Source organism: Tardiphaga sp. 37S4 (assembly GCF_021044645.1).
Lineage (GTDB): Bacteria > Pseudomonadota > Alphaproteobacteria > Rhizobiales > Xanthobacteraceae > Tardiphaga > Tardiphaga robiniae.
In genome coordinates, this window is sequence record NZ_CP088008.1 from 3,572,679 (window position 1) to 3,596,425 (window position 23,747).

At 61.7% G+C, this 23,747-nt stretch carries 23 protein-coding genes; 12 read left to right on the forward strand and 11 right to left on the reverse strand.

Annotated elements, in window-relative coordinates; genetic code table 11:
• The first annotated feature begins 15 nt into the window (after positions 1 to 15).
• The 5 genes from LPB73_RS17080 to LPB73_RS17100 are packed head-to-tail and all read left to right on the forward strand — an operon-like array spanning position 16 to position 3,901.
• Positions 16 to 936: a branched-chain amino acid ABC transporter permease gene (locus LPB73_RS17080; RefSeq protein WP_231077630.1), complete on the forward strand. Its 921-nt coding sequence runs from the start codon at positions 16 to 18 to the stop codon at positions 934 to 936.
• Positions 937 to 948: 12 nt separating this feature from the next.
• Positions 949 to 1,938, forward strand: a complete 990-nt coding sequence (locus LPB73_RS17085; protein ID WP_184514561.1) for a branched-chain amino acid ABC transporter permease — start codon at positions 949 to 951, stop codon at positions 1,936 to 1,938.
• Positions 1,935 to 2,687: an ABC transporter ATP-binding protein gene (locus tag LPB73_RS17090; protein ID WP_231077631.1), complete on the forward strand. Its 753-nt coding sequence runs from the start codon at positions 1,935 to 1,937 to the stop codon at positions 2,685 to 2,687. The genes LPB73_RS17085 and LPB73_RS17090 overlap by 4 nt, the downstream gene beginning before the upstream one ends.
• Complete coding sequence (locus tag LPB73_RS17095) at positions 2,687 to 3,385, forward strand: ABC transporter ATP-binding protein (RefSeq protein WP_089267418.1); 699 nt, start codon at positions 2,687 to 2,689, stop codon at positions 3,383 to 3,385. Before LPB73_RS17090 ends, LPB73_RS17095 begins: the two co-directional genes overlap by 1 nt.
• A gap of 60 nt (positions 3,386 to 3,445) precedes the next feature.
• The gene (locus tag LPB73_RS17100; protein ID WP_231077632.1) at positions 3,446 to 3,901 is read left to right on the forward strand and encodes a cupin domain-containing protein; all 456 of its coding nucleotides are present in this window, start codon (positions 3,446 to 3,448) and stop codon (positions 3,899 to 3,901) included.
• A 94-nt stretch (positions 3,902 to 3,995) separates the two neighbouring features.
• Here LPB73_RS17100 and LPB73_RS17105 read toward each other — a convergent pair whose 3' ends face one another.
• From LPB73_RS17105 to LPB73_RS17125, 5 genes are all read right to left on the reverse strand, one after another.
• On the reverse strand, positions 3,996 to 5,246 hold the full coding sequence (locus LPB73_RS17105; protein ID WP_231077633.1) for a flavin-dependent oxidoreductase: 1,251 nt from the start codon (positions 5,244 to 5,246) through the stop codon (positions 3,996 to 3,998).
• Positions 5,247 to 5,304: 58 nt separating this feature from the next.
• A complete protein-coding gene (locus LPB73_RS17110; protein WP_175367245.1) occupies positions 5,305 to 7,656 on the reverse strand; it encodes a bifunctional salicylyl-CoA 5-hydroxylase/oxidoreductase in 2,352 nt (783 codons plus the stop codon).
• 264 nt (positions 7,657 to 7,920) lie between these two features.
• Entirely contained in the window at positions 7,921 to 8,763 is an 843-nt protein-coding gene (locus tag LPB73_RS17115; RefSeq protein ID WP_175367302.1) for an enoyl-CoA hydratase family protein, read from the reverse strand.
• A 53-nt stretch (positions 8,764 to 8,816) separates the two neighbouring features.
• Entirely contained in the window at positions 8,817 to 9,578 is a 762-nt protein-coding gene (locus tag LPB73_RS17120; RefSeq protein ID WP_175367246.1) for an SDR family NAD(P)-dependent oxidoreductase, read from the reverse strand.
• A gap of 86 nt (positions 9,579 to 9,664) precedes the next feature.
• On the reverse strand, positions 9,665 to 10,693 hold the full coding sequence (locus tag LPB73_RS17125; RefSeq protein ID WP_175367247.1) for an AraC family transcriptional regulator: 1,029 nt from the start codon (positions 10,691 to 10,693) through the stop codon (positions 9,665 to 9,667).
• Between the two features lie 270 nt (positions 10,694 to 10,963).
• Between LPB73_RS17125 and LPB73_RS17130 the strand changes: the two genes are divergently transcribed.
• Complete coding sequence (locus LPB73_RS17130) at positions 10,964 to 11,413, forward strand: cupin domain-containing protein (protein WP_175367248.1); 450 nt, start codon at positions 10,964 to 10,966, stop codon at positions 11,411 to 11,413.
• 114 nt (positions 11,414 to 11,527) lie between these two features.
• Positions 11,528 to 13,030, forward strand: coding sequence for a flavin-containing monooxygenase (locus LPB73_RS17135; protein WP_231077634.1), 1,503 nt, complete (start codon positions 11,528 to 11,530; stop codon positions 13,028 to 13,030).
• A gap of 68 nt (positions 13,031 to 13,098) precedes the next feature.
• Here the strand turns inward: LPB73_RS17135 and LPB73_RS17140 are convergent, their stop codons facing one another.
• A complete protein-coding gene (locus tag LPB73_RS17140; RefSeq protein WP_231077635.1) occupies positions 13,099 to 14,274 on the reverse strand; it encodes an acyl-CoA dehydrogenase family protein in 1,176 nt (391 codons plus the stop codon).
• 250 nt (positions 14,275 to 14,524) lie between these two features.
• Between LPB73_RS17140 and LPB73_RS17145 the strand changes: the two genes are divergently transcribed.
• The 5 genes from LPB73_RS17145 to LPB73_RS17165 are packed head-to-tail and all read left to right on the forward strand — an operon-like array spanning position 14,525 to position 20,256.
• Positions 14,525 to 15,352, forward strand: coding sequence for an alpha/beta fold hydrolase (locus LPB73_RS17145; protein WP_231077636.1), 828 nt, complete (start codon positions 14,525 to 14,527; stop codon positions 15,350 to 15,352).
• Positions 15,349 to 16,632 (forward strand): acyl-CoA dehydrogenase family protein, encoded by a 1,284-nt coding sequence (locus LPB73_RS17150; protein ID WP_231077637.1) that lies wholly within the window; start codon positions 15,349 to 15,351, stop codon positions 16,630 to 16,632. Before LPB73_RS17145 ends, LPB73_RS17150 begins: the two co-directional genes overlap by 4 nt.
• A gap of 2 nt (positions 16,633 to 16,634) precedes the next feature.
• The gene (locus LPB73_RS17155; protein WP_231077638.1) at positions 16,635 to 18,173 is read left to right on the forward strand and encodes a class I adenylate-forming enzyme family protein; all 1,539 of its coding nucleotides are present in this window, start codon (positions 16,635 to 16,637) and stop codon (positions 18,171 to 18,173) included.
• Positions 18,170 to 19,264 (forward strand): NAD/NADP-dependent octopine/nopaline dehydrogenase family protein, encoded by a 1,095-nt coding sequence (locus LPB73_RS17160; RefSeq protein WP_231077639.1) that lies wholly within the window; start codon positions 18,170 to 18,172, stop codon positions 19,262 to 19,264. The genes LPB73_RS17155 and LPB73_RS17160 overlap by 4 nt, the downstream gene beginning before the upstream one ends.
• 50 nt (positions 19,265 to 19,314) lie before the next feature.
• Positions 19,315 to 20,256, forward strand: a complete 942-nt coding sequence (locus LPB73_RS17165) for a 3-hydroxybutyryl-CoA dehydrogenase (RefSeq protein ID WP_231081170.1) — start codon at positions 19,315 to 19,317, stop codon at positions 20,254 to 20,256.
• Between the two features lie 158 nt (positions 20,257 to 20,414).
• Here LPB73_RS17165 and LPB73_RS17170 read toward each other — a convergent pair whose 3' ends face one another.
• From LPB73_RS17170 to LPB73_RS17190, 5 genes are all read right to left on the reverse strand, one after another.
• Complete coding sequence (locus tag LPB73_RS17170) at positions 20,415 to 21,179, reverse strand: ABC transporter permease (protein WP_231077640.1); 765 nt, start codon at positions 21,177 to 21,179, stop codon at positions 20,415 to 20,417.
• Between the two features lie 7 nt (positions 21,180 to 21,186).
• Positions 21,187 to 21,969, reverse strand: a complete 783-nt coding sequence (locus LPB73_RS17175) for an ABC transporter permease (protein WP_231077641.1) — start codon at positions 21,967 to 21,969, stop codon at positions 21,187 to 21,189.
• Positions 21,969 to 22,811, reverse strand: coding sequence for an ABC transporter ATP-binding protein (locus LPB73_RS17180; RefSeq protein WP_231081171.1), 843 nt, complete (start codon positions 22,809 to 22,811; stop codon positions 21,969 to 21,971). The genes LPB73_RS17175 and LPB73_RS17180 overlap by 1 nt, the downstream gene beginning before the upstream one ends.
• Before the next feature lie 198 nt (positions 22,812 to 23,009).
• Positions 23,010 to 23,264 carry a DUF3297 family protein gene (locus LPB73_RS17185; protein ID WP_068732134.1) on the reverse strand — a complete coding sequence of 85 codons (255 nt, stop codon included), beginning with the start codon at positions 23,262 to 23,264 and terminating at the stop codon, positions 23,010 to 23,012.
• Positions 23,261 to 23,737 (reverse strand): glutathione peroxidase, encoded by a 477-nt coding sequence (locus LPB73_RS17190; protein ID WP_089267434.1) that lies wholly within the window; start codon positions 23,735 to 23,737, stop codon positions 23,261 to 23,263. Before LPB73_RS17190 ends, LPB73_RS17185 begins: the two co-directional genes overlap by 4 nt.
• Positions 23,738 to 23,747: the final 10 nt, after the last annotated feature.

Below are 23,747 nucleotides of genomic sequence, written 5' to 3' on the forward strand. Positions count from 1 at the left end.
AAACCAAGTTATCTGATGACCCTCACGCTTGCCCTCGTCCAGATCCTGAACGGCTTGCAGTTCGGATTGATCCTATTCCTGATCGCCGCCGGCCTCACGCTGGTGTTCGGCGTCATGGACTTCATCAATCTTGCGCATGGTGTGCAATACATGGTCGGCGCCTATCTGGTCGCCGCCTTCACCGCCATGACCGGAAGTTTCGTCGCCGGCCTCGCACTGGCGCTGCCAGCAGCCCTGATTTTCGGGCTCCTGCTGGAGGTCCTGATCTTTCGACACCTGTATGACCGCGACCATCTCGATCAGGTGCTCGCGACCTTTGGGGTCATCATCTTCCTCAATCAGGCCGTGAAATACATCTGGGGCGCTGCGCCGCTAAATGTTGCAATTCCTGACGCGCTGTCGGGCGCGATCGAGATCACCGACGGCATGCTCTATCCGGTGTGGCGTCTCGTCATCATCGCCGTCGGTCTTGCTGTCGGCCTCGCGCTCTATCTCGTCGTCAACAAGACCAAGCTTGGCATGCTCGTGCGTGCCGGCGCCAGCAACGCCGCCATGGTCTCCGCGCTGGGCGTCAACATCCGCCTGCTGTTCACCATCGTGTTCGGCGTCGGCGCCATGCTCGCGGGCTTCGCCGGCGCCATGGTTGCACCGATCCTCTCGGTAGAGCCCGGCATGGGCGACAATGTGCTCATTCTTGCTTTCGTGGTGATCGTCATCGGCGGCATCGGCTCGATCCGCGGTGCCTTCATCGCGGCGCTGCTGATCGGTCTCGTCGATACGCTCGGACGTTTCTTCGCGCCCACGCTGCTCAAGCTGCTGCTTGATCCCTCGGCGGCCAGCCAGACCGGCCGCGCCATTGCGCCAATGCTGATCTATATCCTGATGGCTGCGGTGCTGTTCTTCCGGCCATCCGGCCTGTTCCCGTCCAAACAGTAACGGGAGCAGACCATGAACAATCTCGTCGACCTCGACACCCCCGCTTCGCCTGCCCTCGCAACGCCGCTGCGTACCAGCCGCGCCTATGTGCTGCCGCTGATCGTTTTCGCGATCTTCGCCCTGGTGCCGCTCTCGGTGCTGTGGGGATCGCAGAGCTTCATCCTGGCGTTGGTCACGCGCATCATGATCCTGGCGCTCGCCGCCATGTCGCTCGATCTGCTGATCGGCTACGGCGCGATGATCTCGTTCGGCCATGCCGCCTATGTCGGTCTCGGCGCCTACAGCGTCGCGATCCTTTCCAGCCACGGAATCACCGACGGCTTCATCCAGCTTGCGGTGGCGCTCGGTGTCTCGCTCATCTTCGCTCTCTTCACAGGCGCGATCTCGCTGCGGACCAAGGGCGTCTATTTCATCATGATCACGCTGGCTTTCGGCCAGATGCTGTTCTTCCTCGGCACGTCGCTGGCTGCCTATGGCGGCGACGACGGGCTAACGCTGGCATCGCGCAGCATGTTCTTCGGCTCGAAGTTCCTGAAGAACGATGTGGCGATGTATTACGTCGCCTTCGGCGTGCTGCTCGGCGCTTATCTGCTGCTCCGCGCCATCGTCGCGTCACGCTTCGGTCGGGTGCTACGCGGCATTCGCGAAAATCCCGTGCGCATGGAAGCGATCGGCTTTGCGCCCTATCGTTATCAGCTCACCGCCTACGTCATTGCGGGCATGATCGCCGGCGTGTCCGGGTTTCTGCTTGCCAACCAGACTGAGTTCGTCAGTCCGGCCTATACGGCCTGGCAACGCTCCGGCGACCTGATTTTCGTACTGGTCCTTGGCGGCCTCGGCTCGCTGCATGGCGCAATCATCGGCGCAGCCGTGTTCAGCCTGCTGGCGGACATCCTGTCGCATTACACGGAAAACTGGGCGCTGATCTTCGGACCCATTCTCATTCTCGTCGTGCTCTATGCACGCGGGGGCATCACCGGCCTGTTCGGGAGCAAATCATGAGTAACGCTCCGCTTCAGCTGCAGAACATCTGCAAGAATTACGGCGCGCTACGCGTCACCGACGATGTGTCGCTGAACATCGAAGCCGGCGAGTTGCACGCCATCATCGGCCCCAACGGTGCCGGCAAGACCACGCTGATCCACCAGATCTCCGGTCACGCACAATCAGACTCCGGCCGTATCATCTTCGATGGACAGGACGTTTCGCGTTTGCCGATGGCGGAGCGCGCGCGGATGGGCCTGGTGCGCTCGTTCCAGATCACCTCGATCCTGCCACGCTTCTCGGCGCTGGAGAATGTCGCCATCGCCGTTCAGGCACGCAGCGGCTCAAGCTTCAGCTTCTTCGGCGATGCGTCGAAGGAACCAGCGCTGAACGACACCGCCATGGCGCTGCTGTCGCGCTTCGGCCTCGCCGCTCGCGCAAGCGTGCCAGCCGGGCAGATGTCGCATGGCGAGAAACGCCAGCTCGAAATCGCCATTGCGCTGGCTGCAAAGCCAAAACTGCTGCTGCTCGACGAACCGCTCGCCGGCACCAGCCACGATGAATCGCAGCGGCTGATCAACACGCTGCAGGAGCTGCGCAAGGAGCTTCCCATCGTGCTGATCGAACACGATATGGACGCCGTGTTCGCACTGGCTGACCGCGTCTCGGTCCTTGTTTACGGACGCATCATCGCCTCCGGTTCACCGCGGAGCATTCGCGACAATGCGGAAGTCCGCGCTGCCTATCTCGGCGAGGAGGCCGCCTGATGCTCTCAGTCTCAAATCTTCAGGCTGCTTACGGCGCGGCCAAGGTGCTGTTCGATATCTCGCTCACCATCAATGCCGGCGAGGTCGTCACCCTGCTCGGCCGCAACGGCATGGGCAAGACGACCACCATCAACGCTATCATGGGCCTGATCCATCCAACCGGCGGCACCGTCACATTCGACGACAAGCCGATGGCCGGGCTGCCGTCCTATCGCATCGCCCAGGCGGGCATCGGTCTCGTGCCCGAGGGCCGCCAGATCTTCCCGACGCTGACCGTGGAAGAAAACCTGGTCGCCACCGCCGCTGTGCGGCATCCGCCGGCACGCTGGACGCTCGACAAGATCTACGAGCTGTTTCCACGCCTCAAGGAACGTCGCAGCAATCTCGGCACGCAGTTGTCGGGGGGCGAGCAGCAGATGCTGGCCGTCGGCCGCGCGCTGATGACCAATCCGAAGCTGCTCATTCTCGATGAGGCCACCGAAGGCCTCGCCCCGCTCATTCGCCTTGAGATCTGGAATTGCCTGAAGAAGCTCAAGGCCGAGCGTCAGTCCATTCTGGTCATCGACAAGAATGTCGATGCGCTGGCCGGCTTCGCCGATCGTCATGTCGTGATCGAAAAGGGCCGCGTCGTGTGGACCGGCACATCCGAGCAACTGAAGAGCGACTCCACCGTGAAGGACCGTTTTCTCCACGTTTGATCAACTGTTTTCGAGTACCACCCGACGCGTCGTAATGCGTGACCCAAGGAAGGACCAACCATGAAGACCGAGATCGCCGGCATCACCCGCGCCAATGAAGGCATGCAGGGCATTACCTGGAACATCCTCGGCCAGACCTATGTGCCGAAGAACTGCAGCGAGGATTCGTTCTCGTGGCACGCCACCTTCCCGCCCGGCACTTTCGTGCCGCCGCACATCCATCCCGACCAGGATGAGTATCTCTACATCCTCGAAGGCAAGCTGGACTTCTTCCTCGGCGGATCTGAAACGTCGGCTACGCCGGGCGATCTGGTGCGCCTGCAGCGCGGCATTCCGCACGGCATCTTCAACAAGTCCGATCAGAACGCCAAGGTGCTGTTCTGGGTCTCGCCAAGCCGCCGGCTCTATGACCTGTTCTGGGCGATCCACAACATGAAGGAGCAGAAGCCCGAGGACGTTGTGGCGCTCGCCGCCGAATACAACATCCACTTCCTGCCGCCGCCTCCCGGCACCTAAGAGGCGGCGCTTGTAGCGTCGGACATCAGCGCAAAATGGCCGGGCTTTGCCCGGCCATTTTCGTATCAGTTTGATGCCGTGTGCCGCGGTTGGATCAGCCGTTCACCACGGCCAGCCCGGGCTGCGCCGCAAAGCCAGCCTTGTGCGCATAGCCCTTCACGATGGCTTCGCGCTGCGCGTAGCTCAACACGTTCTCGACATTGTCGAAGCCATCCGGCGCGATCTGCTCCACGGCGTCAATCACGCCTTCCGGACCTCCGCGGCGGTTGGAGCGCACGATCTCGGCCGTCATAGGCAGGCGCTTGCGCTCATAGGCCATCAGCGCCTGGCGCGGATGTTCGGCATGGGCCAGCGAGTCGGCCAGCGCGCGCGCATCGAGGATCGCCTGCGAGGCGCCGTTCGAGCCAACCGGATACATCGGATGCGCGGCATCACCGAGCAGCGTGACGCGGCCGCCCGACCAGTATGGCAGTGGGTCGCGGTCGCAGCAGGGATATTCCCAGAACTCAGGCGTCGCCGTGATCAGCGCGGGCACGTCGATATGCGGCACATTGAAACGCGCCACATGCGGCATCAATTCGTCGCGCTTGCCGGGGCGAGACCAGTCTTCGCGGCGCGGCGGCAGCGTGCCGCCCTCGCCGGTCTTCACCAGCACCGCCCAATTTGTCAGCCGGTTGCCGGCCGACTCCCCTTCGGCAATCGGATAGATCACGACCTTGGCGTGGAGACCGCCGGCTACGATCATCGAATTGCCGGTGAGGAAGGCCGGCCAGTCGCGCGCACCGCGCCACAACATCAGACCGTTCCAGACCGGATGTCCTTCGTTCGGGAACAGCGTGCTGCGCACCTTCGAATGGATGCCATCAGCGCCGATCAGGATATCGCCGCGTGCGGTTTCGACATGGTTGTTATTGCGATCGAAGAAATAGGCGCTGACGCCACCTTCGTCCTGCGTGAAGTGACCGAGCCGACGACCCGTGTGAATCGCTTCGGCGCCAAGACGCTCTTCGACAGCGCGATGGATTACAGTCTGCAGACGTCCGCGGTGGATCGAGAATTGCGGCACGTCATGACCAGCGCCGTAGCCGCGCTTCTCGCGCCAGACTTCCTGACCGTGGCGATTGAGATAATGCAATTCATCGGTGCGGATCGCGACCGCATCGAGCCGATCGAGCAGGCCGAGACCGGTGAGTTCGCGGATCGCGTGCGGCAGCGTGTTGATGCCGACGCCGAGTTCGCGGATGGTGTCAGCCTGTTCGTAGAGCTCGCAATTGATGCCCCGCGCCCGCAGCATCAAGGCAGTGGTCAGACCGCCGACGCCGCCGCCCACGATGATTGCCTTCATCAGCCCAACTCCACTTTACGCAACGCCCAGAATTTAGCCGCTAAACTCGCATGCCCAGTCATTCAGCCGCAAGTGGCTTGGCGGCCTCCGCCCGCATCTCGGCGCGGGTCTTCGGCTTAGCCTTAATTTTCAGGTCTTCGAAATCCTGCTTGTCCCTGACGCTGTTGCGGAAAATCTGATCCTTGCCGGGCATATATTGTGGCGGGCAATAGGCATCCTTTGCACCATACCAGGCGGCCGCCTTGATGGTGAAGGACGGGTCGGTCAGGTGCGGACGACCAAGCGCGACGAGGTCCGCACGGCCGGCGGCCAGGATCGTATTGACCTGATCGGCGGACGTGATGTTGCCGACGCACATAGTGGCAACGCGGGCCTCGTTGCGGACTTGATCCGAGAACGGCGTCTGGAACATGCGGCCGTAGATCGGACGCGACTCCTTGACGGTTTGGCCTGTCGAGATATCGGCGAGATCGACACCGGCTTCGGCGAAGGCGCGGGCGATCTGCACCGCATCGTCACCGGTGTTGCCACCTTCGGCCCAGTCGGTCGCCGAGAAACGTACCGACATCGGCTTGTGTGCCGGCCACGCTTGACGCATCGCCGTGAACACTTCGAGCGGGAAGCGCAGACGATTCTCCAGGGAGCCACCATATTCATCGGTGCGCTTGTTGGTGAGCGGCGACAGGAAACTCGCCAGCAGATAGCCGTGGGCCGTATGCATCTCAAGCATGTCGAAGCCACAGCGCTCGCCGCGGATGGCCGCGGCGACGAACTCCGCCTTCACACGATCCATGCTGGCGCGATCGATTTCCGCGGGCACCTGACTGTCCGGATAGTAAGGCAGCGGCGACGCCGAGACGATGTCCCATGCGCCATCGGCGAGCGGACGGTCCATGCCGTCCCACATCAGTTTGGTCGCGCCCTTGCGGCCGGCATGGCCGAGCTGCAGACAGATCTTGGCGGCGGACGTGTTGTGCACGAAATCGACAATGCGCTTCCACTGCGCTTCCTGCTCGTCGGTCCAAAGTCCCGCACAGCCAGGCGTGATGCGCGCGTCGCGGCCGACGCAGACCATTTCGGTGAAGACGAGACCTGCGCCGCCGATGGCGCGCGAGCCGTAATGCACCAGATGGAAATCGTTCGGCACACCCTCTTCCGCCGAATACATGCACATCGGCGACACTACGGCGCGATTGGCAAGCACCATATCCCGCATCTTGAACGGCTGGAACATCGGCACTTCCGGCTTATCGACATCGACGTCGAAGCCCTGCGCCTGCACCTTCTGCGCAAACGACTTGTCGACTTCCTTGACGAAGTCCGGCGCACGCAGCGTCAGGTTATCGTAGGTGATCGCCTTTGCGCGGGTCATGACGCCGAAGGCGAACTGCACGGGGTCGAAATCCCAAAAGCGATCCACGTGCTCGAACCAGACCAGCGACACATCCGCTGAATGCTGGATCTTCTCGACCTCCTCACGGCGACCGTGTTCGTAATCGTGCAACCCGGCCTCGACAGTGGGCGCCTTCGCCATCGCATCATGCAGCGCGATGGCATCTTCCATGGCGAGCTTGGTGCCCGAACCGATGGAAAAATGTGCCGTCGCCTTGGCGTCACCGAGCAGCACCATGTTGTCCTTGACCCAGCGCTTGTTGCGGATCATCGGGAAGTTGCGCCACATCGAACGGTTGATCAGCAGCTTGTGGTCGCCGAGGAACCACTTGAAGATCTCATGCATCCGATCGGCGGATTCCTGCTCGCCGAGGCCTTCCAGGCCGGCGCGCTTGAAAGTTTCAGGATCGGTTTCGAAGATCCAGGTCGAACGGCCAGCCTCATACTGATAGGCGTGGGCGATGAACGGACCCCACTCGGTTTCCTGGAACAGGAAGGTGAAGGCATCGAGCGGCTTGGTCGAACCCATCCAGGTGAACTTGTTCGAGCGCAAATCCACCTCGGGCGCGAAGTGCTCGATATACTTGTTACGGAAGTGGCTGTTGATGCCGTCAGCCAGTACGATCAGATCGGCATCGGCGAAACGTGCTTCGTCGGTGATATCGACCTCGAACAGCAGATGGACGCCGAGCTCGCGGGCCCGATCCTGCAGGATCATCAGCAGCGTGCGGCGCGAACAGCCGCAGAAGCCGTTGCCGCCGACGCGGTGAACAGTGCCGCGGAAGTGCACGGCGATATCGTCCCAGTAAGCGAATTCCTGGGTGATGCGCTGATAGCTGGGAAGATCGTATTTCTCGAAATTATCGAGGGTGGCGTCGGAGAACACCACACCGAAACCGAAGGTATCGTCAGGGCGGTTGCGCTCATAGACCGTGATCTCTGCCTGCGGGCGCTGCTTCTTCAGCAGGATCGCAGAATAGAGGCCCGCCGGCCCGCCACCGATAATCGCGATCTTCATGACAGCCTCCGCAGTCGTGCCTGGATGGAGATATTTTAAACCTAAAACAATTCCTGGCAAGCCTGACAAACCGGCAATTCGCCAGCTTTGATGCACATCAAATTGTCAGTCGGCGCGGTGCATCTTGAAATTGCTCGCGCCCGCGCGAGGCGACTTGTTGAAACTCTGTCATGGCCGGGCCTGACCCGGCCATCCATCTTACCACCCGCATTGCCGCCAAAGATGGATGCCCGGGTCAATCCCGGGCACGACGGTGCGTGTGTCTCAATTACCCTCAAACTTCGGCTTCTGCTTGTTCGCGAAGGCATGGAACGCCCGGGCGAAATCCTCCGTGGTCATGCACAGTGCCTGCGCCACCGCCTCGGCTTCGATCGCCTCTTCCACCGACATCGCCCATTCCATCGACAGCATGCGCTTGGTCATGGTGTTGGCATAGGTCGGGCCTTCGGAAATCTGCCTGGCCAGTGTCTGCGCCTGGCTCAGCACCTCTGCAGGCGCGACGATACGGCTGAAGAAGCCCCAGCGCTCGCCCTCCTCGGCCGTCATGAAGCGGCCGGTATAGAGCAGCTCCGACGCACGGGACTGGCCGATGATGCGCGGCAGGATTGCGCAAGCGCCCATGTCGCAGCCGGCGAGACCTACCTTGTTGAACAGGAAACCGACCTTAGCGCCGGTCGCCGCCAAACGCATGTCGGACGCCATCGCCATGATCGCGCCGGCGCCCGCGCAGATGCCTTCCACGGCCGCCACGATCGGCTGCGGGCAGGCGCGCATCGCCTTGACCAGATCGCCGGTCATGCGCGTGAAGGCCGTGAGATCCTTGGTATTCATCTCGATCAAGGGGCCGATGATTTCAAACACGTCGCCGCCCGACGAGAAATTGCCGCCGGCACCGGTGACGACCACGACCTTGACGTCGTCATCCATCGCACAAGCGCGGAAGAAATCCGTCAGTTCGCGGTAGCTCTGGAAGGTCAGCGGGTTTTTGCGTTCCGGCCTGTTCAGCGTCACCGTCGCGATGCCATCGGCCACCGCCAGCAGGAAATGCTCAGGCTTGAACTCGGCCAGCGGCAGCGTGACGGGATTGGCGACCTTGTTCTTGACCATGACTGACATATTGGCTCCCGGTAATTTGTTCGGTTCTTGTTGTTGCGGTTCGATCAGACTTCGCCGCCAGCGACGGCGATGCTCTGGCCGGTGATGGAACTGGCGCCAGTGCCGCACAGCCACAACACGGCATCGGCGACCTCGCCGGGCGTCACCAGACGGCCCTGCGGATTGTGCTTCGCCAATTCGGCAACAGCTTGTTCGCGCGTACGGCCGGTCTTGCTCATGATGTTGTCGATGCTGCCTTCCAGCAGATCGGTTTCGGTAAAGCCTGGGCACACTGCGTTGACGGTGACACCGCTTTTCGCGACTTCCAGCGCCACCGAGCGCACGAGACCGATGACAGCATGCTTCGCTGCACTATAGGCGCTGACATAGCCGTAGCCCTTGAGGCCAGCCGTCGAAGCCACCGCAACGATGCGGCCGCTCTTGCGCTTGACCATATCCGGCAGCACAGCCTGCGTTGCATAGACGACGCCCATGAAATTAACGTCCATCATCCGCTGGAACAGTGCTGCATCCGATTTCACGAATGGCGCAGACTCCGCAGCACCCGCATTCGCCACCAGAATATCGATCGGCTGGCGTTTCGCGGCATCCGCAATCGCGGCATTCAGCGCGGCTTGATCGGACACGTCGGCGGCCATCGCATGGTGCGCGTCACCAGCGGCAACGACCTCGTTCAGCACTGCAAGATTGCGGCCCAGGACGGTGACGGTCGCGCCGGCCTGCACCAACGATGCTGCAATGGCGCGGCCGATGCCGCGGCCGCCGCCGGTCACCAGAGCGTGGGAGGAGCGAGACAATCCGGACATGCGTCACCTTCCGCAGGCTCTCCATGAGCCTGCCTGGATATTATTTTAGACTTCAAGCTTTTGCAAGAAACGGGCAGGCCATGCTGCTAGCGGCTGCGGCGGAGCGTATCCGACGGGCTCTCACCGTAGCGGGCGCGGTAGAAGCTGGCCATCCGGCTCGGATGGGTAAAGCCAAGATCGAAGGCCATATCAATAACGCGCTCGCCCGGCGCCGCCCGCAGCAGCCGCGCATTCAAATGCGTTAGCCGGATATCCAGCAGCGCATCGGAGATCGACATGCCGAAATGCTTCTGGAAGCCGAGCTGCAGCGAACGTATCCCGATGCCAGCTGCGCGCGCGAGCCGATCGAGATCGAGCGGCTCAGTGGCATGAGCCTCAAGATAGTCCCGTGCCTTTCTCAGCACTGACGGCAGCGGACCAAGGCGCGCCGGGGAGCGGTCGATGGCACCGGTCAGCGTATGTCGCTGGCCGGTCAGCAACAGTCCAATCACAGAATCACGCAGGGTCGCCGCCATCATGGGCGAGATCTGCTGACCGGGTCCACGGTGCTCCGCCAGATCGACGAGGTATTCGATCTGGGACCTGATCGCGAGACCGAACGGCGTATTCAGATCGACCTGCGGATCGAACTCGATCACAGCACCAGATGTCTCCGCCAGAGCCGCCGCGCGCTCTTCTACCAGCCGCCGTTCGACCAGCAGGATCAGCTTGGCGCAATCGTCCTGCCAGACCATCTTTGTCGGCATGGTCGGCGACAGCAAGGACGCGGAACGCTCTGCCGACACCTCGATCGTTCGTCCGCCGGTATTGATCCGGGCACCGCCATGCAGCGGTAGCTGCAGCAGAAAAAAGCGATCGAGGCAGCCGGGATCAATCGACACCGAGCCACCATAGGAGACATAGTTCACGGAGAATCCATCGAACGCGGCACAGTTATGGAGCGCGTGAAAATCCGGCCAGGAGCGCTGCAAGGGATCCAGCGCATGCGGACAGAAGATGCGCCCGATCGAGTCGGCAGCCTCGTCGATATCCCTGGTGAAAACACGAGAGAACGCCGCAAGCCTTGCGGCGCGGGCCGGCTGGGCATTCCTCGATACGGCTGCGTCCAACACCATGGTCCGATCGCCTGCGTTATTTGAAGCCTAGACTATCCATGTCGCATCACGCCGCATAGCCAGCACCGCGCCGCAAATATTGCCGTGCTGCACAACGAATGCGCAGGCCGGCGTCTTCCAAAGATGAGTGTGCAGCGCAGCGTGGCCGCGCGCCCTCGCCTGCGCCGGTAATTATTTCGTCGTTTGGATAGCGGATTCGTTCAACGGCTAGAGACAGGCCCCGAGGTCACGCAGCATCCTTGCAGACGTGAAACCCAAGGGAGCAGGACCATGGCGGCACTTGAAAAAGGCATTACCCAGAACGGCACGGGATATAACGGCACCACGTGGAATATCCTTGGACAGGTCTATTTCCCGAAGGCCGTGACCGACTCCACCTTTGCCTTCGAGACCAACAGCGATCCCGGCCAGTTCGTGCCGGTGCATATCCATCCGACCCAGGAAGAATTCATCCTGGTGCAGGAGGGTATTCTCGACCTCAAGCTCGACGGTCAGTGGGTCCGCGCCCATGCCGGCGACCTCGTCCGTCTGCCCCGCGGCATTCCGCATGGCTACTTCAACAAGTCGGACAAACCGGCTCGCGCGCTGTTCTGGGTCTCACCGACACAGAAGCTCGAAGCCCTGTTCAAGCAATTGCACAATATGAGCGACATCGAAGCCATCGTCCGCGTCTCTGCCGAGCATGAAGTGAACTTCTTGCCGCCGGAAGCCAACGACTAACTTCGACGACCGGACCTAACATCACACGTCGCGGACGTCCCGCGCAGGCCAGTGCCTACGCGTGTAAACCCGCGCGCTCGCGATCCGTCGCTGCATTCAAACAGGAGATAAGCCATGGTCAAACAGAAGAATGTTTGCGTCATCGGCGCCGGCATCGCCGGCCTTGCCGCCGCAAAATCCTTTGCCGCACACGGGCACAAGGTAACGGTGCTGGAGCGCAGCGGCGATCTCGGCGGCGTCTGGGAGCCAGCGCGCTCCTATCCAGAGGTGCAGACCCAGAGTCCCAAGGAACTCTATCGCTTCACCGACAAGCCGATGCCGGCGAGCTATCCGGAATGGCCGAAGGGGCCGCAGGTCCATGCCTATCTCACAGACTATGCACGCGACTATAATCTGATCCCGCTGATGCGCTTCAACACGACCGTCGTGAGCATGAAACGCCGCGAAGATAGCCTGCCCGGCTGGACGCTTGAGACACGCGATGCGGCTGGCAACACCGCGCAGGAAACATTCGATTTCGTGGCGGTCTGCACCGGACAATTCAACAAGCGCAAGGAACTGCATCATCCCGGCGAAGACAAGTTCAAGGCCGCCGGCGGTGTCATCCTGCATTCGGCGGAGCACACGGATTCATCCATCGTCAAAGGCAAGAAGGTCGTCGTGCTGGGCGGCTCGAAATCGGCCACCGACATCGCCGTGCATTCGGTCAATGCCGGCGCCAGCGCCGTTACCTTTGTCTATCGCGAGCCGGTGTGGCGCATTCCCTATTTCATCGGCGGCCTGATCAACTTCAAGCGCATCCTCTATATCCGCGCGCAGGAAGAGATGTTTCGGGGCTGGGGATTGAGCGCGCTGTCGAAGGTCAACCATGCCATTGCCAAGCCTTTCATCTGGGCCAACTGGCGCGGGCTGGAGGCCATGCTGAAGGCCCAGCTCAAGCTGAAGAAATGCGACATGGTGCCGGAAGGGCGCATCGAGGACGGCATCAACTGCTCGGTGCCGATCGCTACACCTAACTTCTTCCCGATGGTCGCTGATGGACGCATCAAGGCGGTCCGTGGCACCTTCGATCACTATGACGGCAAGACCATCGTGATGTCAGGCGGCCAGCGCGTCGAAGCTGACGTTGCTGTGCTGGCAATCGGCTTCGCACTCGGCGTGCCATTCTTGCCGCAGCAATATCGCGACAAGCTCATCCAGGATGACGGGCAGTATCGGCTGTATCGCGTGATCGCCAATCCAGATCTGCCGGACATGGGTTTCGTCGGCTTCAATTCCAGCTTCTGCTCGGTGCTCACGGCGGAAATGGCTGCCAATTGGCTGGTGCGCTATGCCGACGGCAAACTGGCGAAGCAGCCGACGGCAGCCGAGATGCACCAGAACATGGACGAGATGCTGCATTTCAAGCGCGTCGAACGCCCCGCAGCCGGCGTCTATGGCGGGTTGTGCGTCGCGCCCTATCACTTCAAGCATTTTGACGAATTGCTCGACGACATGGGCGCCACCAGCAAACGGCGCGGTGCGCTGGTGGAGAAATTCACACCGCCGGATGCGGACGCCTATGCGCGGTTTCTTGCGTCGGCTCCGAACTACAAAGCGGAGGCTGCGGCCACGTAGCTTCACCCTCCATTGTCGCCCCCGCGAAGGCGGGGACGACGACACGTGGATAGATTGGCGACTAACTACTACGCCCCCGTCTGGGCGTTCTTGATCAGCTCGCGACCGATAATCACCTTCTGGACTTCGGTTGCGCCTTCATAGATGCGCAGCGCGCGGATCTCGCGATAGAGCTCCTCGACCTTGACGCCGGACTGCACGCCGAGACCGCCGAAGATCTGCACTGCGCGGTCGATGACGGTCTGTGCCGCTTCGGTCGCGAACATCTTGGCCATGGCGGCTTCACGCGTGATGCGCGCCGCGCCCTGATCCTTGGTCCAGGCCGAGCGATAGACCAGCAGGGCCGATGCATCGATGGACGTGGCCATCTCCGCGAGTCCCGCTTGCGTCAGCTGAAGATCGCCCAGCGTATGGCCAAACATTTTTCGCGTGACCGAGCGATGCAGCGCTTCATCGAGCGCGCGTCGTGCGAGGCCGAGCGCGGCAGCACCGACGGTCGAGCGAAACACGTCGAGCGTCGCCATCGCGACCTTGAAGCCTTCGCCGTCCTTGCCGATACGGTTCGCCAGAGGCACGCGGCAATTCTCGAATTTCAGCGTGGCCAGTGGATGCGGCGCGATCACATCGATCCGCTCTGCAATCGTGAAGCCAGGCGTATCCGCGTCGACAACGAATGCGCTGATGCCGCGCGCGCCGGATTCGCCAGTACGCAGGAACACCACATACTGGTCGGCAATGCCGCCATTGGAGATCCAGGTCTTGAGGCCATTGATGCGGACATGATCCGGACCATCAGGCATCGCCGTCGTCGTCATCGCAGCGACATCCGAACCTGCATCGGGCTCTGACAATGCGAAAGCTGCAATGGCCTCACCGCTACCGACGCGTGGCAGATAGCGCGACTTCAACGCTTCCGAACCGAACAGGCTGATCGGGCCGGTACCCAGTCCCTGCATCGCAAATGCGAAGTCAGCGAGACCAGTCTCATAGGCCAGCGTTTCGCGGATCAGACACAGCGAGCGCACATCGAAGGTTGGAAACATGCCGCCATGGCTTGCCGGTACCGCTGCGCGCAACCATCCGCCGTCACCCAGCGCCTTCACCAGACGCTTGCAGGAGCCATCGACGTCATGGTGATCGACCAGACCGGGCAATGTCGCCTTGGCCCAGCGCGACAGACCCGTGGCCAGCTCGCGGTGATGGTCTTCGAAAAACGGCCAGGACAAAAATGACTGATCGGACATGGCTTCCTCCCTCGATGCATCGGCAATCGGCATTGTTTTAAACCTAAAGAAATTTCGGACAAGGGCGATGGCCGAACATCACAACATCGCCAACCGGAAGGCGCATAGTCCGTCACCGGAGAGCCGACCTCTAAAAACGACGCGCCTCCGGATGAGGCAATCCACAACCCTTTAAGTCTAAAACTATCGCTTTTCATATATCTCGGACATGCTAGGATCGCCCTTGTCCGACAGCACAGGAGGCCTATGCGTGCCAAATTCTGCAGCCCTGACGACGAAGGACGGCCGCTTCGGCTTTGAGGCCAAAGGCGATTCCGCGGCGACGCCGCTGGTGTTTCTGCACGGGATCGGTGGTGCCGGCCGCGGCTGGCGCCACCAGCTCGAAGCATTCGGCGACCGCTACTACGCCATCGGCTGGGACATGCCGGGCTATGGCGGCTCAGCACAGCTACCGGCGCCCAGCATCCCGGCCTTCGCCGAAGCCCTGAAGGACTTTCTCGCGCAGATTGGCGCCAGGAAACCGGTGCTGGTCGGCCATTCCATTGGCGGCATGATCGTGCAGCGCTTCATGGTGGATTATCCCGATCTCGCCGGCGCCATCGTGCTGGCGCAGACCACCTCCGCCTTCGGCAGCTCCGACGGCGAATGGCAGAAGAACTTCATCGATGCCCGGCTTGGCCCGCTCGACCGCGGCGAGACCATGGTGTCGATGGCGCCGAAGCTGGTCGCCGGCCTGATCGGCGACAATCCGGATCCTGCCGGCCTTGAACTCGCACGCGACTGCATGGCGTCTGTGAAGCCCGACACCTATCGCGCCTCGATGAAGGCGATGATCGGCTTCGATCTGCGCAAGAACATTGCGGACATTAAAATACCGACTTTAGTCCTATCCGGATCGAAAGACAACAACGCGCCCGCGAAAACCATGGCCAAGATGGCCGCACTCGTGCCGGGCGCGACCTATGTCGAACTTGAAGGCGTCGGGCATCTCGCCAGTTTCGAACGCCCGCGCGAATTCAACGAAGTGCTCGCCGACTTCCTCAAAACCAGCCACAACCTTTCGGGGTCATCCTCATGAACAAGCCTGCCAGCAAGCCCGATCTCGACAGCATCGTTCTCGACAAGCCGATGTTCGATCCGAAGGCCTATCGTCTCGACGACGAACAGGCCGGGCTGATCGCCAAGGCGCGCGAGCTCGCACAGGCCAATTTCGCCGGCCGTGCGGCGAAGTGGGATACCGAGGCCACCTTCCCGCTGGAGAACTACAAGGACCTGCACAAGGCGGGTCTGCTGGGCATCTCGATCCCGAAAGCAAATGGCGGTTCGGGCGCCGGCTATCAGACCTATTCGCTGGCCGCTGCCGAAATCGGCCGCTATTGCGGCGCCACCGCGCTGACCTGGAACATGCATGTCTGCTCGACGCTGTGGTCCGGCCCGCTGGCCGATGACCTCGACATGGATGACCAGATGCGCGCCGAACAGCACCGCCGCCGCGCTATCCACTACAAGCGCATCGTCGAAGACGGCGCGATCTATTCGCAGCCGTTCTCCGAAGGCGGCGCAGCAGCCGCCGGCGGCGTTGCGTTCGGAACCGAAGCGAAGCCCGTCAAAGGCGGCTGGATCGTCAACGGCAAGAAGATCTTTGCGTCGCTGTCGGGCTTCGCCGATTACTACGGCGTGCTCTGCACCGAAGTCGCTGAGGGTGAGAAGGCTTCGCGCCGCAACACGCTGTATCTGGCGATTTCCGCCAAGTCCGAAGGCGTCTCGGTCGTTGGCGACTGGGATCCACTCGGCATGCGCGGCACGGTCTCCCGCACGCTGATCTTTAAGGACGTGTTCGTTCCGGAAGATGCAGCGCTGATGCCGCGCGGCGTCTACTTCCAGGCCGCGATGCGCTGGCCGCACATGTTCCTGACGCTGTCACCGACTTACGTCGGTCTCGCACAGGCATCGTATGATTTCACCGTGAAGTATCTCCGCGGCGAAATCCCGGGCATGCCGCCAGTCAAGCGCCGGATGTATCCGACCAAGCAGATCGCCGTGGCGCAGATGCAGATCAAGCTCGAACAGCTCAAGTCGACCTGGTTCCAGGCCGTGACCGAAGCCTGTGCCAATCCGTCAAAAGAGCAGGTGCTACGCGCCTACGCCGCCCAGTACACCGTGATGGAAGGCGCCAACGAACTCGCCGCACTGGCGATCCGCACCTGCGGCGGTCAGGCCATGCTGAAGACGCTGCCGCTGGAGCGCATCTATCGTGACAGCCGCTGCGGTGCGCTGATGCTGCCCTGGACCGCCGAGCTTTGCCTCGACCGTATCGGCCGCGAGGCACTCTATGAGGCCGGTGAGAAAGACGAGTAATCGTGGATCTCTCCAGCCTCATCGCCCGCAACGCCGCATTCACGCCGGACAAGCCCGCGATTCATTTCGAGGGCAAGACACTCAGCTATGCCGTGTTCAACGCGCGGATCGAGGCGACGGCGAAGGCACTGAAGACGGAATGCGGCGTTAGTCGCGGTGATCGCGTCGCGATCCTGAGCATGAACCGGCCAGACTATCTGGTCCTGCTCTATGCCTGCGCCCGCCTCGGCGCGATCATGGTGCCGCTGAACTGGCGGCTCGCGGTCGCCGAGCAGCTCTTCATCCTGTCCGATGCTTCGGTAAAGGTGCTGGTGCTTGAGGAAGGCTTTGCGGCCATCCTCCCGTCGCTTGCGAAGGACTTGCCGGATACGCGCGTGATCGCGTTCGATTTCGCGCCTGATGCCCCCGGCCAGACATTCGACACACTGCTGTCCCGCGCTTCCGGAGATGGCCGCAATCCGCATACCGACCTCTCCTGCCCGCTGCTGATCGTCTACACGTCAGGCACCACCGGCCGCCCAAAAGGTGCCGTGCTGCGCCAGGAAGCGCTGCTGTGGAACGGCGTGATGAGCCAGCACATGCATGGCCTCACGTCAGACGATCATGTCCTGACCGTGCTGCCCTTCTTCCATGTCGGCGGCCTCAACATCCAGACCACGCCGGCGCTGCATCACGGCGCTACCGTAACAATCCATGCGCGCTTCACACCCGACTCCACGCTGGAAGCGATCACGCGGGAGCGACCCACCCTGACCGTTTGGGTACCCGCTATCATTCAGGCGATGAGCGAGCATCCCGCCTGGGCTGCGACCGACGTGTCCTGCCTCAAGGCCGTATCCACCGGCTCCAGCATCGTGCCGCCGCATCTGATCGAACGCCTGACGGCGCGCGGCATTCCCGTGCTGCAGGTCTATGGTTCAACCGAGACCTGTCCGATCGCGGTCTATACGCGACTAGGCGGCGACCTGTCGCGTACGGGATCGACGGGTTTGCCCGGCCTGTGCTGCGAAGCCATCATCATCGACGACGACGGCAACGAGCTGCCTGCCACTGCCACCGGCGAGATCGCTGTGCGCGGCCCGAACGTGTTCTACGAATATTGGGGCAACGAGAGCGCGACGCGCGAGGCGCTGCATGACGGCTGGTATCGCACCGGCGATATCGGCACGCGCGACGATGACGGCTATTTCTGGGTCCACGACCGCAAGAAGAACATGATCATTTCCGGCGGGGAGAACGTCTATCCCGCCGAGGTCGAACGTGTGTTGCTCGAACATCCCGATGTCGCCGATTGCGGCGTCGTCGGTGTGCCCGATCCGAAATGGCAGGAAGTACCAGTCGCCTATGTGCTGCTGCGGCCGAATTGCAGCGTGACCGCCGAGACACTGAAGGCCCATGTGCTCACGCAGCTCGCCCGCTACAAGCAGCCGCGCGACATTGTGTTCGTCACAGACCTGCCGCGCACCGCGCTCGGCAAGGTGCAGCATTTCAAACTGAAGCAGGTTCAGGCGGCAACGCCGAGCGACGGAGAGACCAATTGAAGATCGCAGTATTGGGTGGCGGCAACGGTTCGTTCGCAGCCGCGGGTGATTTCGCACTGCAGGGCCATGACGTCCGCCTGTGGCGTCGCGATGCCGAAGCTGTTGCCGAACACAAGAAGGCCGGCTCGCGCATCAAGGTCAAGAATGCCCAGGGCACACACGACACCCAGTTGACGCTGGTGACGACTGATATCGCCGAGGCGATCAAGGACGTCGAACTGATCTTGTGCCCAGCCCCTGCCTTTGCGCAGCCTGATATCGCCAAGCGGATCGCACCTCACCTCAAAGATGGTCAGGTCGTTTATCTGCCGCCTGCAACCTTCGGCTCGATGATATTCGCCAAGGCTGCGCATGACGCCGGCAACACCGCCAAGGTCGCCTTCGCCGAGACCGGCACGCTGCCCTGGCTCGCGCGCAAACACGGACCGTTCGAAGTGGCGATCACCATCCGCGCCAAGCGGCTGCCGACCGGCGTGTTCCCGCTTCACCTGATGGACTATGCCTGCAAGGTCATCGACAAGGCCTTCCCCGGCGTCATCGAGCCGTGTGGTGATGCGTTGTCCGGCGCGCTGATGAATGCCGGTCCGATCATTCATCCACCGCTGATCGTGATGAATGCCGGGCCATTGGAGCATTTCCCGACCTGGGACATTCACAAGGAAGGCACCCAGCCGGCGATCCGCCGCGTCACCGACGCGCTCGACGGCGAGCGCATCGCCATCCGCGAGGCCTTTGGTTACAACGGCGCGCATTTCCCGCTGGCGGATCACTACGCCAAGGAAGGCGAAGAGTGGATGTACGGCCGCGGCTCGCATGATCGTCTCACTGATAGCGGTGACTGGCGCGAGCACATCGTGCTCACCGAGCACCGCTATATGCGCGAGGACCTGCGCACCGGCCTGTCGTTCTTCCTGTCCTGCGCCACGCTCGCGGGCGTCGAGACACCGCTGGTCAAGGCCTTCCTCGCCATCGGCGGCGCGATCTGCGGCGAGAACTTCCTGCAGGGTGGCCGCACGCTCGCAAGCCTCGGCTTCGGCGATCTCGATCAGGCCACGCTGCTGAAACTGCTGCGCGAAGGCTTTGCCGCATGAGCGCAACCGTAAGTTCTCTGCCCGCCATCGCCTGTCTCGGCGCGGGCCGCATGGGCCGCGGCATTGCCGTCGCCTTCGCCTATGCCGGCCACAATGTCGCGATCGTCGACTTCAAGGCGCGCGAGGCGGACAAGTTCAAGGCACTGGAAGTCGAGGCAATCGGCGAGATCCGCAAGACCTTCGCCAGTATGGCGCGTTTCGGTCTGCTGACCGAGGCCGATATCGAAACGCTGGTGTCGCGCGTCAGCGTCGTGCCGGAATCAGGTGCCGGCGCTGCGCTGAGCAGTTCGGCGATCATTTTCGAAGGCGTGCCAGAGGTGCTCGATCAGAAGCGCGATGCGCTGGCCCGCGCATCACAACTCGCAGGCCCCTCGCCGATCATCGCTTCCACGACGTCGACCATTCTCGTCGACGACATTTCCAGCGCCATCGACCATCCCGAGCGCTTCCTCAATGCGCACTGGCTGAACCCGGCCTATCTCGTGCCACTGGTCGAAGTCTCGCCGGGCGCCAAGACCGATCCGGCGATCACCGCGCGGGTGAAGGAAATGCTCGAAGGCATCGGCAAGGTCCCCGTAGTTTGCGCCGCGACGCCCGGCTATATCGTACCGCGTATCCAGGCGATGGCCATGAACGAAGCCGCGCGCATGGTCGAGGAAGGCGTTGCCAGCCCCGAGGATATCGACAAGGCGATCAAATACGGCTTCGGATTCCGCTTCGCAGTGCTGGGCCTCTTGGAATTCGTCGATTGGGGCGGCGGCGATATTCTGTATTACGCCAGCAAGTACCTGACCGGCGCGCTGAACAACGACCGCTATGCGTCGCCGGAGATCGTCGGCCGTAACATGGCCGAGGGCAAGATCGGCCTCAAGACCGGCGAAGGCTTTCTCAATTACGAAGATCTCGATGTCGATGCCTATCGCGAGGGACGGCTGTCGGCGTTCGTGGATCTGCTGAAGCACTTTCAGTTGCAGAAGCCGCCGGTGCTTTGAGGCACCGCGCTCTACTCTCTCGTCATGCCCGGGCTTGACCCGGGCATCCATCTTTGCCGCAAACGCTGACGATAGTTGGATGGCCGGGTCAAGCCCGGCCATGACGAGTTTTAGTTATGAAGGCTGGCGAGTAATAGCGGCAGAGCTGCCTCTATACTTCATACTTCCGGGAAGCCCCGCAGCAGATAGCTGCGCAGCCAGTGCAGCAGGCTGTTCAGGATCAGACCGAGCATCGAGATCATGATCAGCGGCACGAACATGTCCACGGTCTGGAACGTGCGCGCGGCCTGTACCAGCATGTGACCGAGGCCGTCGGTCGAGGTGATCATCTCGGCGAGGAACACCACGATGCAGGAGATCACGAGGCCGATGCGGCAGCCCGTAAGGATCGACGGCATTGCGGCGGGCAGCACGACCTTGAACAGGATCTGCCAGCGCGGCGTGCCCGCGGCCATCGCCGACCAGATCAGCTTCTGCTCGACCATCGACGCACCGTAATAGGTCGACAGCAGGATCGGAAACAGCGCGTCGGCGGTGACCAACGTGATCTTGGAGGCATGGTCGAAGCCGAGGATCAGCAGCAGCGCCGGATACAGCGCGATCTTCGGGATCGGCGCCAGTACGCGCACCAGCGGCTTGACCACGGCATTGACCGCCGGGCTCACCGCTGCAGCAAGACCGATGAACACGCCGACGACCACGGCAATGCCGAAGCCGGCGAACAGACGGATCAGCGTCGCGGCGATATCGTGCAGGAAATCGCCGTTGAAGAAATCCTTCGCCAGCTTTCCGAACACGGCGCCCGGCGGCGGCAACAAGCTCGTCGGCGCGAAGCCGAAGGAGATCAGGGATTGCCAGAGTACCAGAAACAGCACGATCGGCGTGATGCCCAGCAGAACCGAATTGATGCGTTCCTGGTTCATGTTGCGCTCACGTAAAGCTGAGAGGCATGTCGTCGCGCGGCTGCGACCAGCGCACCAGCGACAGACGAAGCTTCTCGAACGCCGCGTCGAAGATGATGCCCATGGCGCCGATGATCAGGATCATCGCGAACACCGTGTCGTATTGCGCCATGTCGAGCGAGTTGAACAGGATGTTGCCGGCGCCGGACTGGCGCGCGATCATCTCGGAGGTGATCATGGTGATCAGCGCCAGTACGAGCCCCGTGCGGCAGCCCGTGAGAATTTCGGGCAGTGCAGCCGGCAATACGATGCGGAGCATGCGCATCGGCGCCGACATGCCCATCGCCGCACCGGACCATAGCATCTTTTCTTCAACGGCCTTGGAGCCCTGGAACGCGTGATAGATAATCGGCAGCGAGACGCCGAGGAAGATGACGAGGATCTTGGAGACGTCGCCAACGCCCATCCACAGCATGATGATGGGCATCAGCGCTGCTTTTGGCACGGGATAGATGATCATCATCAGCGGATTGAAGAACGACGCCACGGCCTTGATGCGCCCCATCAGCAAACCGAGCGGGATTGCAAACATCACCGCGAGTACGAGGCCGATGGCCATGCGACGGATGGAATCGAGAATGTTCAGCAGCGATCCCTTGTCCCCGAGGATCGACGGAATGGCCTTGATCGACTCCAGTGCCGTTGGGAAGCTTTCGGTATCCAGCCGCAGCGAGGCAATCTGCCAGACACACAGCAACCCGATGCAGGCGAACAATGGCGAAAGTGTCCTGAGCACCCCGCGCACGGTCATCACAGATGGTCCTTGCCGTCGTCGATCATCTTCTCGATGTCGACGATGTATTTCTGGAAACGCGCATCGAGCAAGAGGTCAGCGCGCTTGCGCGGCCGCGGCAGATCGATATCGACGATTTCCTTGATCGAGCCCGGCGAGCGCGACATCACGATCACCTTGTCTGAGAGATAGACGGCTTCCTCGACCGAATGGGTGACGAACAACACCGTCTTGCGCTGTGTATCCCAGATGTCGAGCAGATCGTTCTGCAGCCGCGTGCGGGTATGCGCATCGAGCGCGCCGAACGGCTCATCCATCAGCAGCACGGCGGGATCGTAGGCCAGCGTGCGCGCGATCGCGACGCGCTGCTTCATGCCGCCGGAGAGTTCTTTCGGATAGAAATTCTCGTAGCCCTTGAGGCCAACCATCTCGAGCAGCTTGCGGCCGCGCGTTTCGGCTTCAGCCTTCTTCATGCCCTGCTGGCGCATGCCATACATGACATTGCCGAGCACGTTCTTCCACGGAAACAGCGCGAATTCCTGAAACACCGGACCGCGATCGGGACCCGGTCCCGTGATCGCCTTGCCCTTCACCTTGGCAACGCCATCGGTGGGCTGCACGAAGCCGCCGACGATATAGAGCAAGGTCGACTTGCCGCATCCTGAGGGTCCGAGGATCGAGACGAAGGCGCCGTCTTCGATGGTGAGGTTGATATCCGACAGCGCCAGGTGGCTTTGCTTGCCGGAGGTCTGAAAGCGCTGCGAGACGTGATCGATTTCGATCATGGCTGAAGCGGGTTTGCGGCCGGATAAAGGTTCCGACTCGGCGTGAGCGTCCGAACGTAGCGACACCACCTGCATTCCCGGTCCTTCATTTGCCATGCACGCATTGCAATCACGACGGCCCGACTGTGTCCATCATGCTGACGGACGCAGCGTAGCCGGAAACCGCAATTACTTTAAGCTTCAAATTTATGCGGGCAACGCCTTTTTGCTAGTCAGCGCCTGCTGCGAACAGGGCAGCTTCCCGCAGCAGGACTTTCGGCGCTTTTGGTGCGTTTAGTCGCGGAAATAAGGCTCCACAGGACCCGACAGCTTGATCAGCAGCGGATTGCCGTACCGGTCCTTTGCCGCACCGGCGGGCACCTTCACCCAGCCTTCGCTGACGCAATATTCTTCGACATTGGTCTTCTCGGCACCCTTGAAGCGAATGCCGACATCGCGCTGCAGCACCTCGGCATTGTAGAACGGGCTTCGCGGATCGGTGGACAGGCGATCGGGCAGATCGGCTGATGCATTGGTGTTATCGGTCATAGCAGCGCCTCGATTTTCTCTCGCAGTGATTCAGGTTTGGCGGTCGGCGCAAAACGCTCGACGACCCGTCCGGAACGGTCGATCAGGAATTTGGTAAAATTCCATTTGATTCCCGAACCCAGCAATCCGGACTTTTCAGATTTCAGGTAATTATACAATGGATGCGCCCCGGCGCCATTCACGTCGATCTTCTCAAACAGTGGGAAGGTGATGTGGTAATTGGCCTCGCAGAAGCTCTCGATCGCCTTGGCGTCGCCCGGCTCCTGCGCGCCGAACTGGTTGCAGGGAAAGCCCAGCACGGAAAATCCGCGCGGTGCAAAATCCTGCTGCAGTCTCTCCAGCCCCGCATATTGCGGCGTGAATCCGCAGGCGCTGGCGGTATTGACGATCAGCAGCACCTTTCCTTCGAACTGCTTGAGCGCGACAGGCTCACCTGTCAGTGCGTTCGCAGAAAAATCGGAGATGCCGGTCATCGCACTGATC

Bases quoted from the DNA above. Each gene is read 5' to 3' on its own strand.
- LPB73_RS17085 (WP_184514561.1), top strand. From the start codon at position 949: ATGAACAATCTCGTCGACCTCGACACCCCCGCTTCGCCTGCCCTCGCA.
- LPB73_RS17150 (WP_231077637.1), top strand. From the start codon at position 15,349: ATGAACAAGCCTGCCAGCAAGCCCGATCTCGACAGCATCGTTCTCGAC.
- LPB73_RS17090 (WP_231077631.1), top strand. From the start codon at position 1,935: ATGAGTAACGCTCCGCTTCAGCTGCAGAACATCTGCAAGAATTACGGC.
- LPB73_RS17110 (WP_175367245.1), bottom strand. From the start codon at position 7,656: ATGAAGATCGCGATTATCGGTGGCGGGCCGGCGGGCCTCTATTCTGCG.
- LPB73_RS17125 (WP_175367247.1), bottom strand. From the start codon at position 10,693: ATGGTGTTGGACGCAGCCGTATCGAGGAATGCCCAGCCGGCCCGCGCC.
- LPB73_RS17130 (WP_175367248.1), top strand. From the start codon at position 10,964: ATGGCGGCACTTGAAAAAGGCATTACCCAGAACGGCACGGGATATAAC.
- LPB73_RS17170 (WP_231077640.1), bottom strand. From the start codon at position 21,179: ATGAACCAGGAACGCATCAATTCGGTTCTGCTGGGCATCACGCCGATC.
- LPB73_RS17095 (WP_089267418.1), top strand. From the start codon at position 2,687: ATGCTCTCAGTCTCAAATCTTCAGGCTGCTTACGGCGCGGCCAAGGTG.
- LPB73_RS17100 (WP_231077632.1), top strand. From the start codon at position 3,446: ATGAAGACCGAGATCGCCGGCATCACCCGCGCCAATGAAGGCATGCAG.
- LPB73_RS17190 (WP_089267434.1), bottom strand. From the start codon at position 23,737: ATGACCGGCATCTCCGATTTTTCTGCGAACGCACTGACAGGTGAGCCT.
- LPB73_RS17185 (WP_068732134.1), bottom strand. From the start codon at position 23,264: ATGACCGATAACACCAATGCATCAGCCGATCTGCCCGATCGCCTGTCC.
- LPB73_RS17140 (WP_231077635.1), bottom strand. From the start codon at position 14,274: ATGTCCGATCAGTCATTTTTGTCCTGGCCGTTTTTCGAAGACCATCAC.
- LPB73_RS17175 (WP_231077641.1), bottom strand. From the start codon at position 21,969: ATGACCGTGCGCGGGGTGCTCAGGACACTTTCGCCATTGTTCGCCTGC.
- LPB73_RS17135 (WP_231077634.1), top strand. From the start codon at position 11,528: ATGGTCAAACAGAAGAATGTTTGCGTCATCGGCGCCGGCATCGCCGGC.
- LPB73_RS17120 (WP_175367246.1), bottom strand. From the start codon at position 9,578: ATGTCCGGATTGTCTCGCTCCTCCCACGCTCTGGTGACCGGCGGCGGC.
- LPB73_RS17165 (WP_231081170.1), top strand. From the start codon at position 19,315: ATGGGCCGCGGCATTGCCGTCGCCTTCGCCTATGCCGGCCACAATGTC.
- LPB73_RS17115 (WP_175367302.1), bottom strand. From the start codon at position 8,763: ATGGTCAAGAACAAGGTCGCCAATCCCGTCACGCTGCCGCTGGCCGAG.
- LPB73_RS17180 (WP_231081171.1), bottom strand. From the start codon at position 22,811: ATGCAGGTGGTGTCGCTACGTTCGGACGCTCACGCCGAGTCGGAACCT.
- LPB73_RS17105 (WP_231077633.1), bottom strand. From the start codon at position 5,246: ATGAAGGCAATCATCGTGGGCGGCGGCGTCGGCGGTCTGACCACTGCC.
- LPB73_RS17080 (WP_231077630.1), top strand. From the start codon at position 16: ATGACCCTCACGCTTGCCCTCGTCCAGATCCTGAACGGCTTGCAGTTC.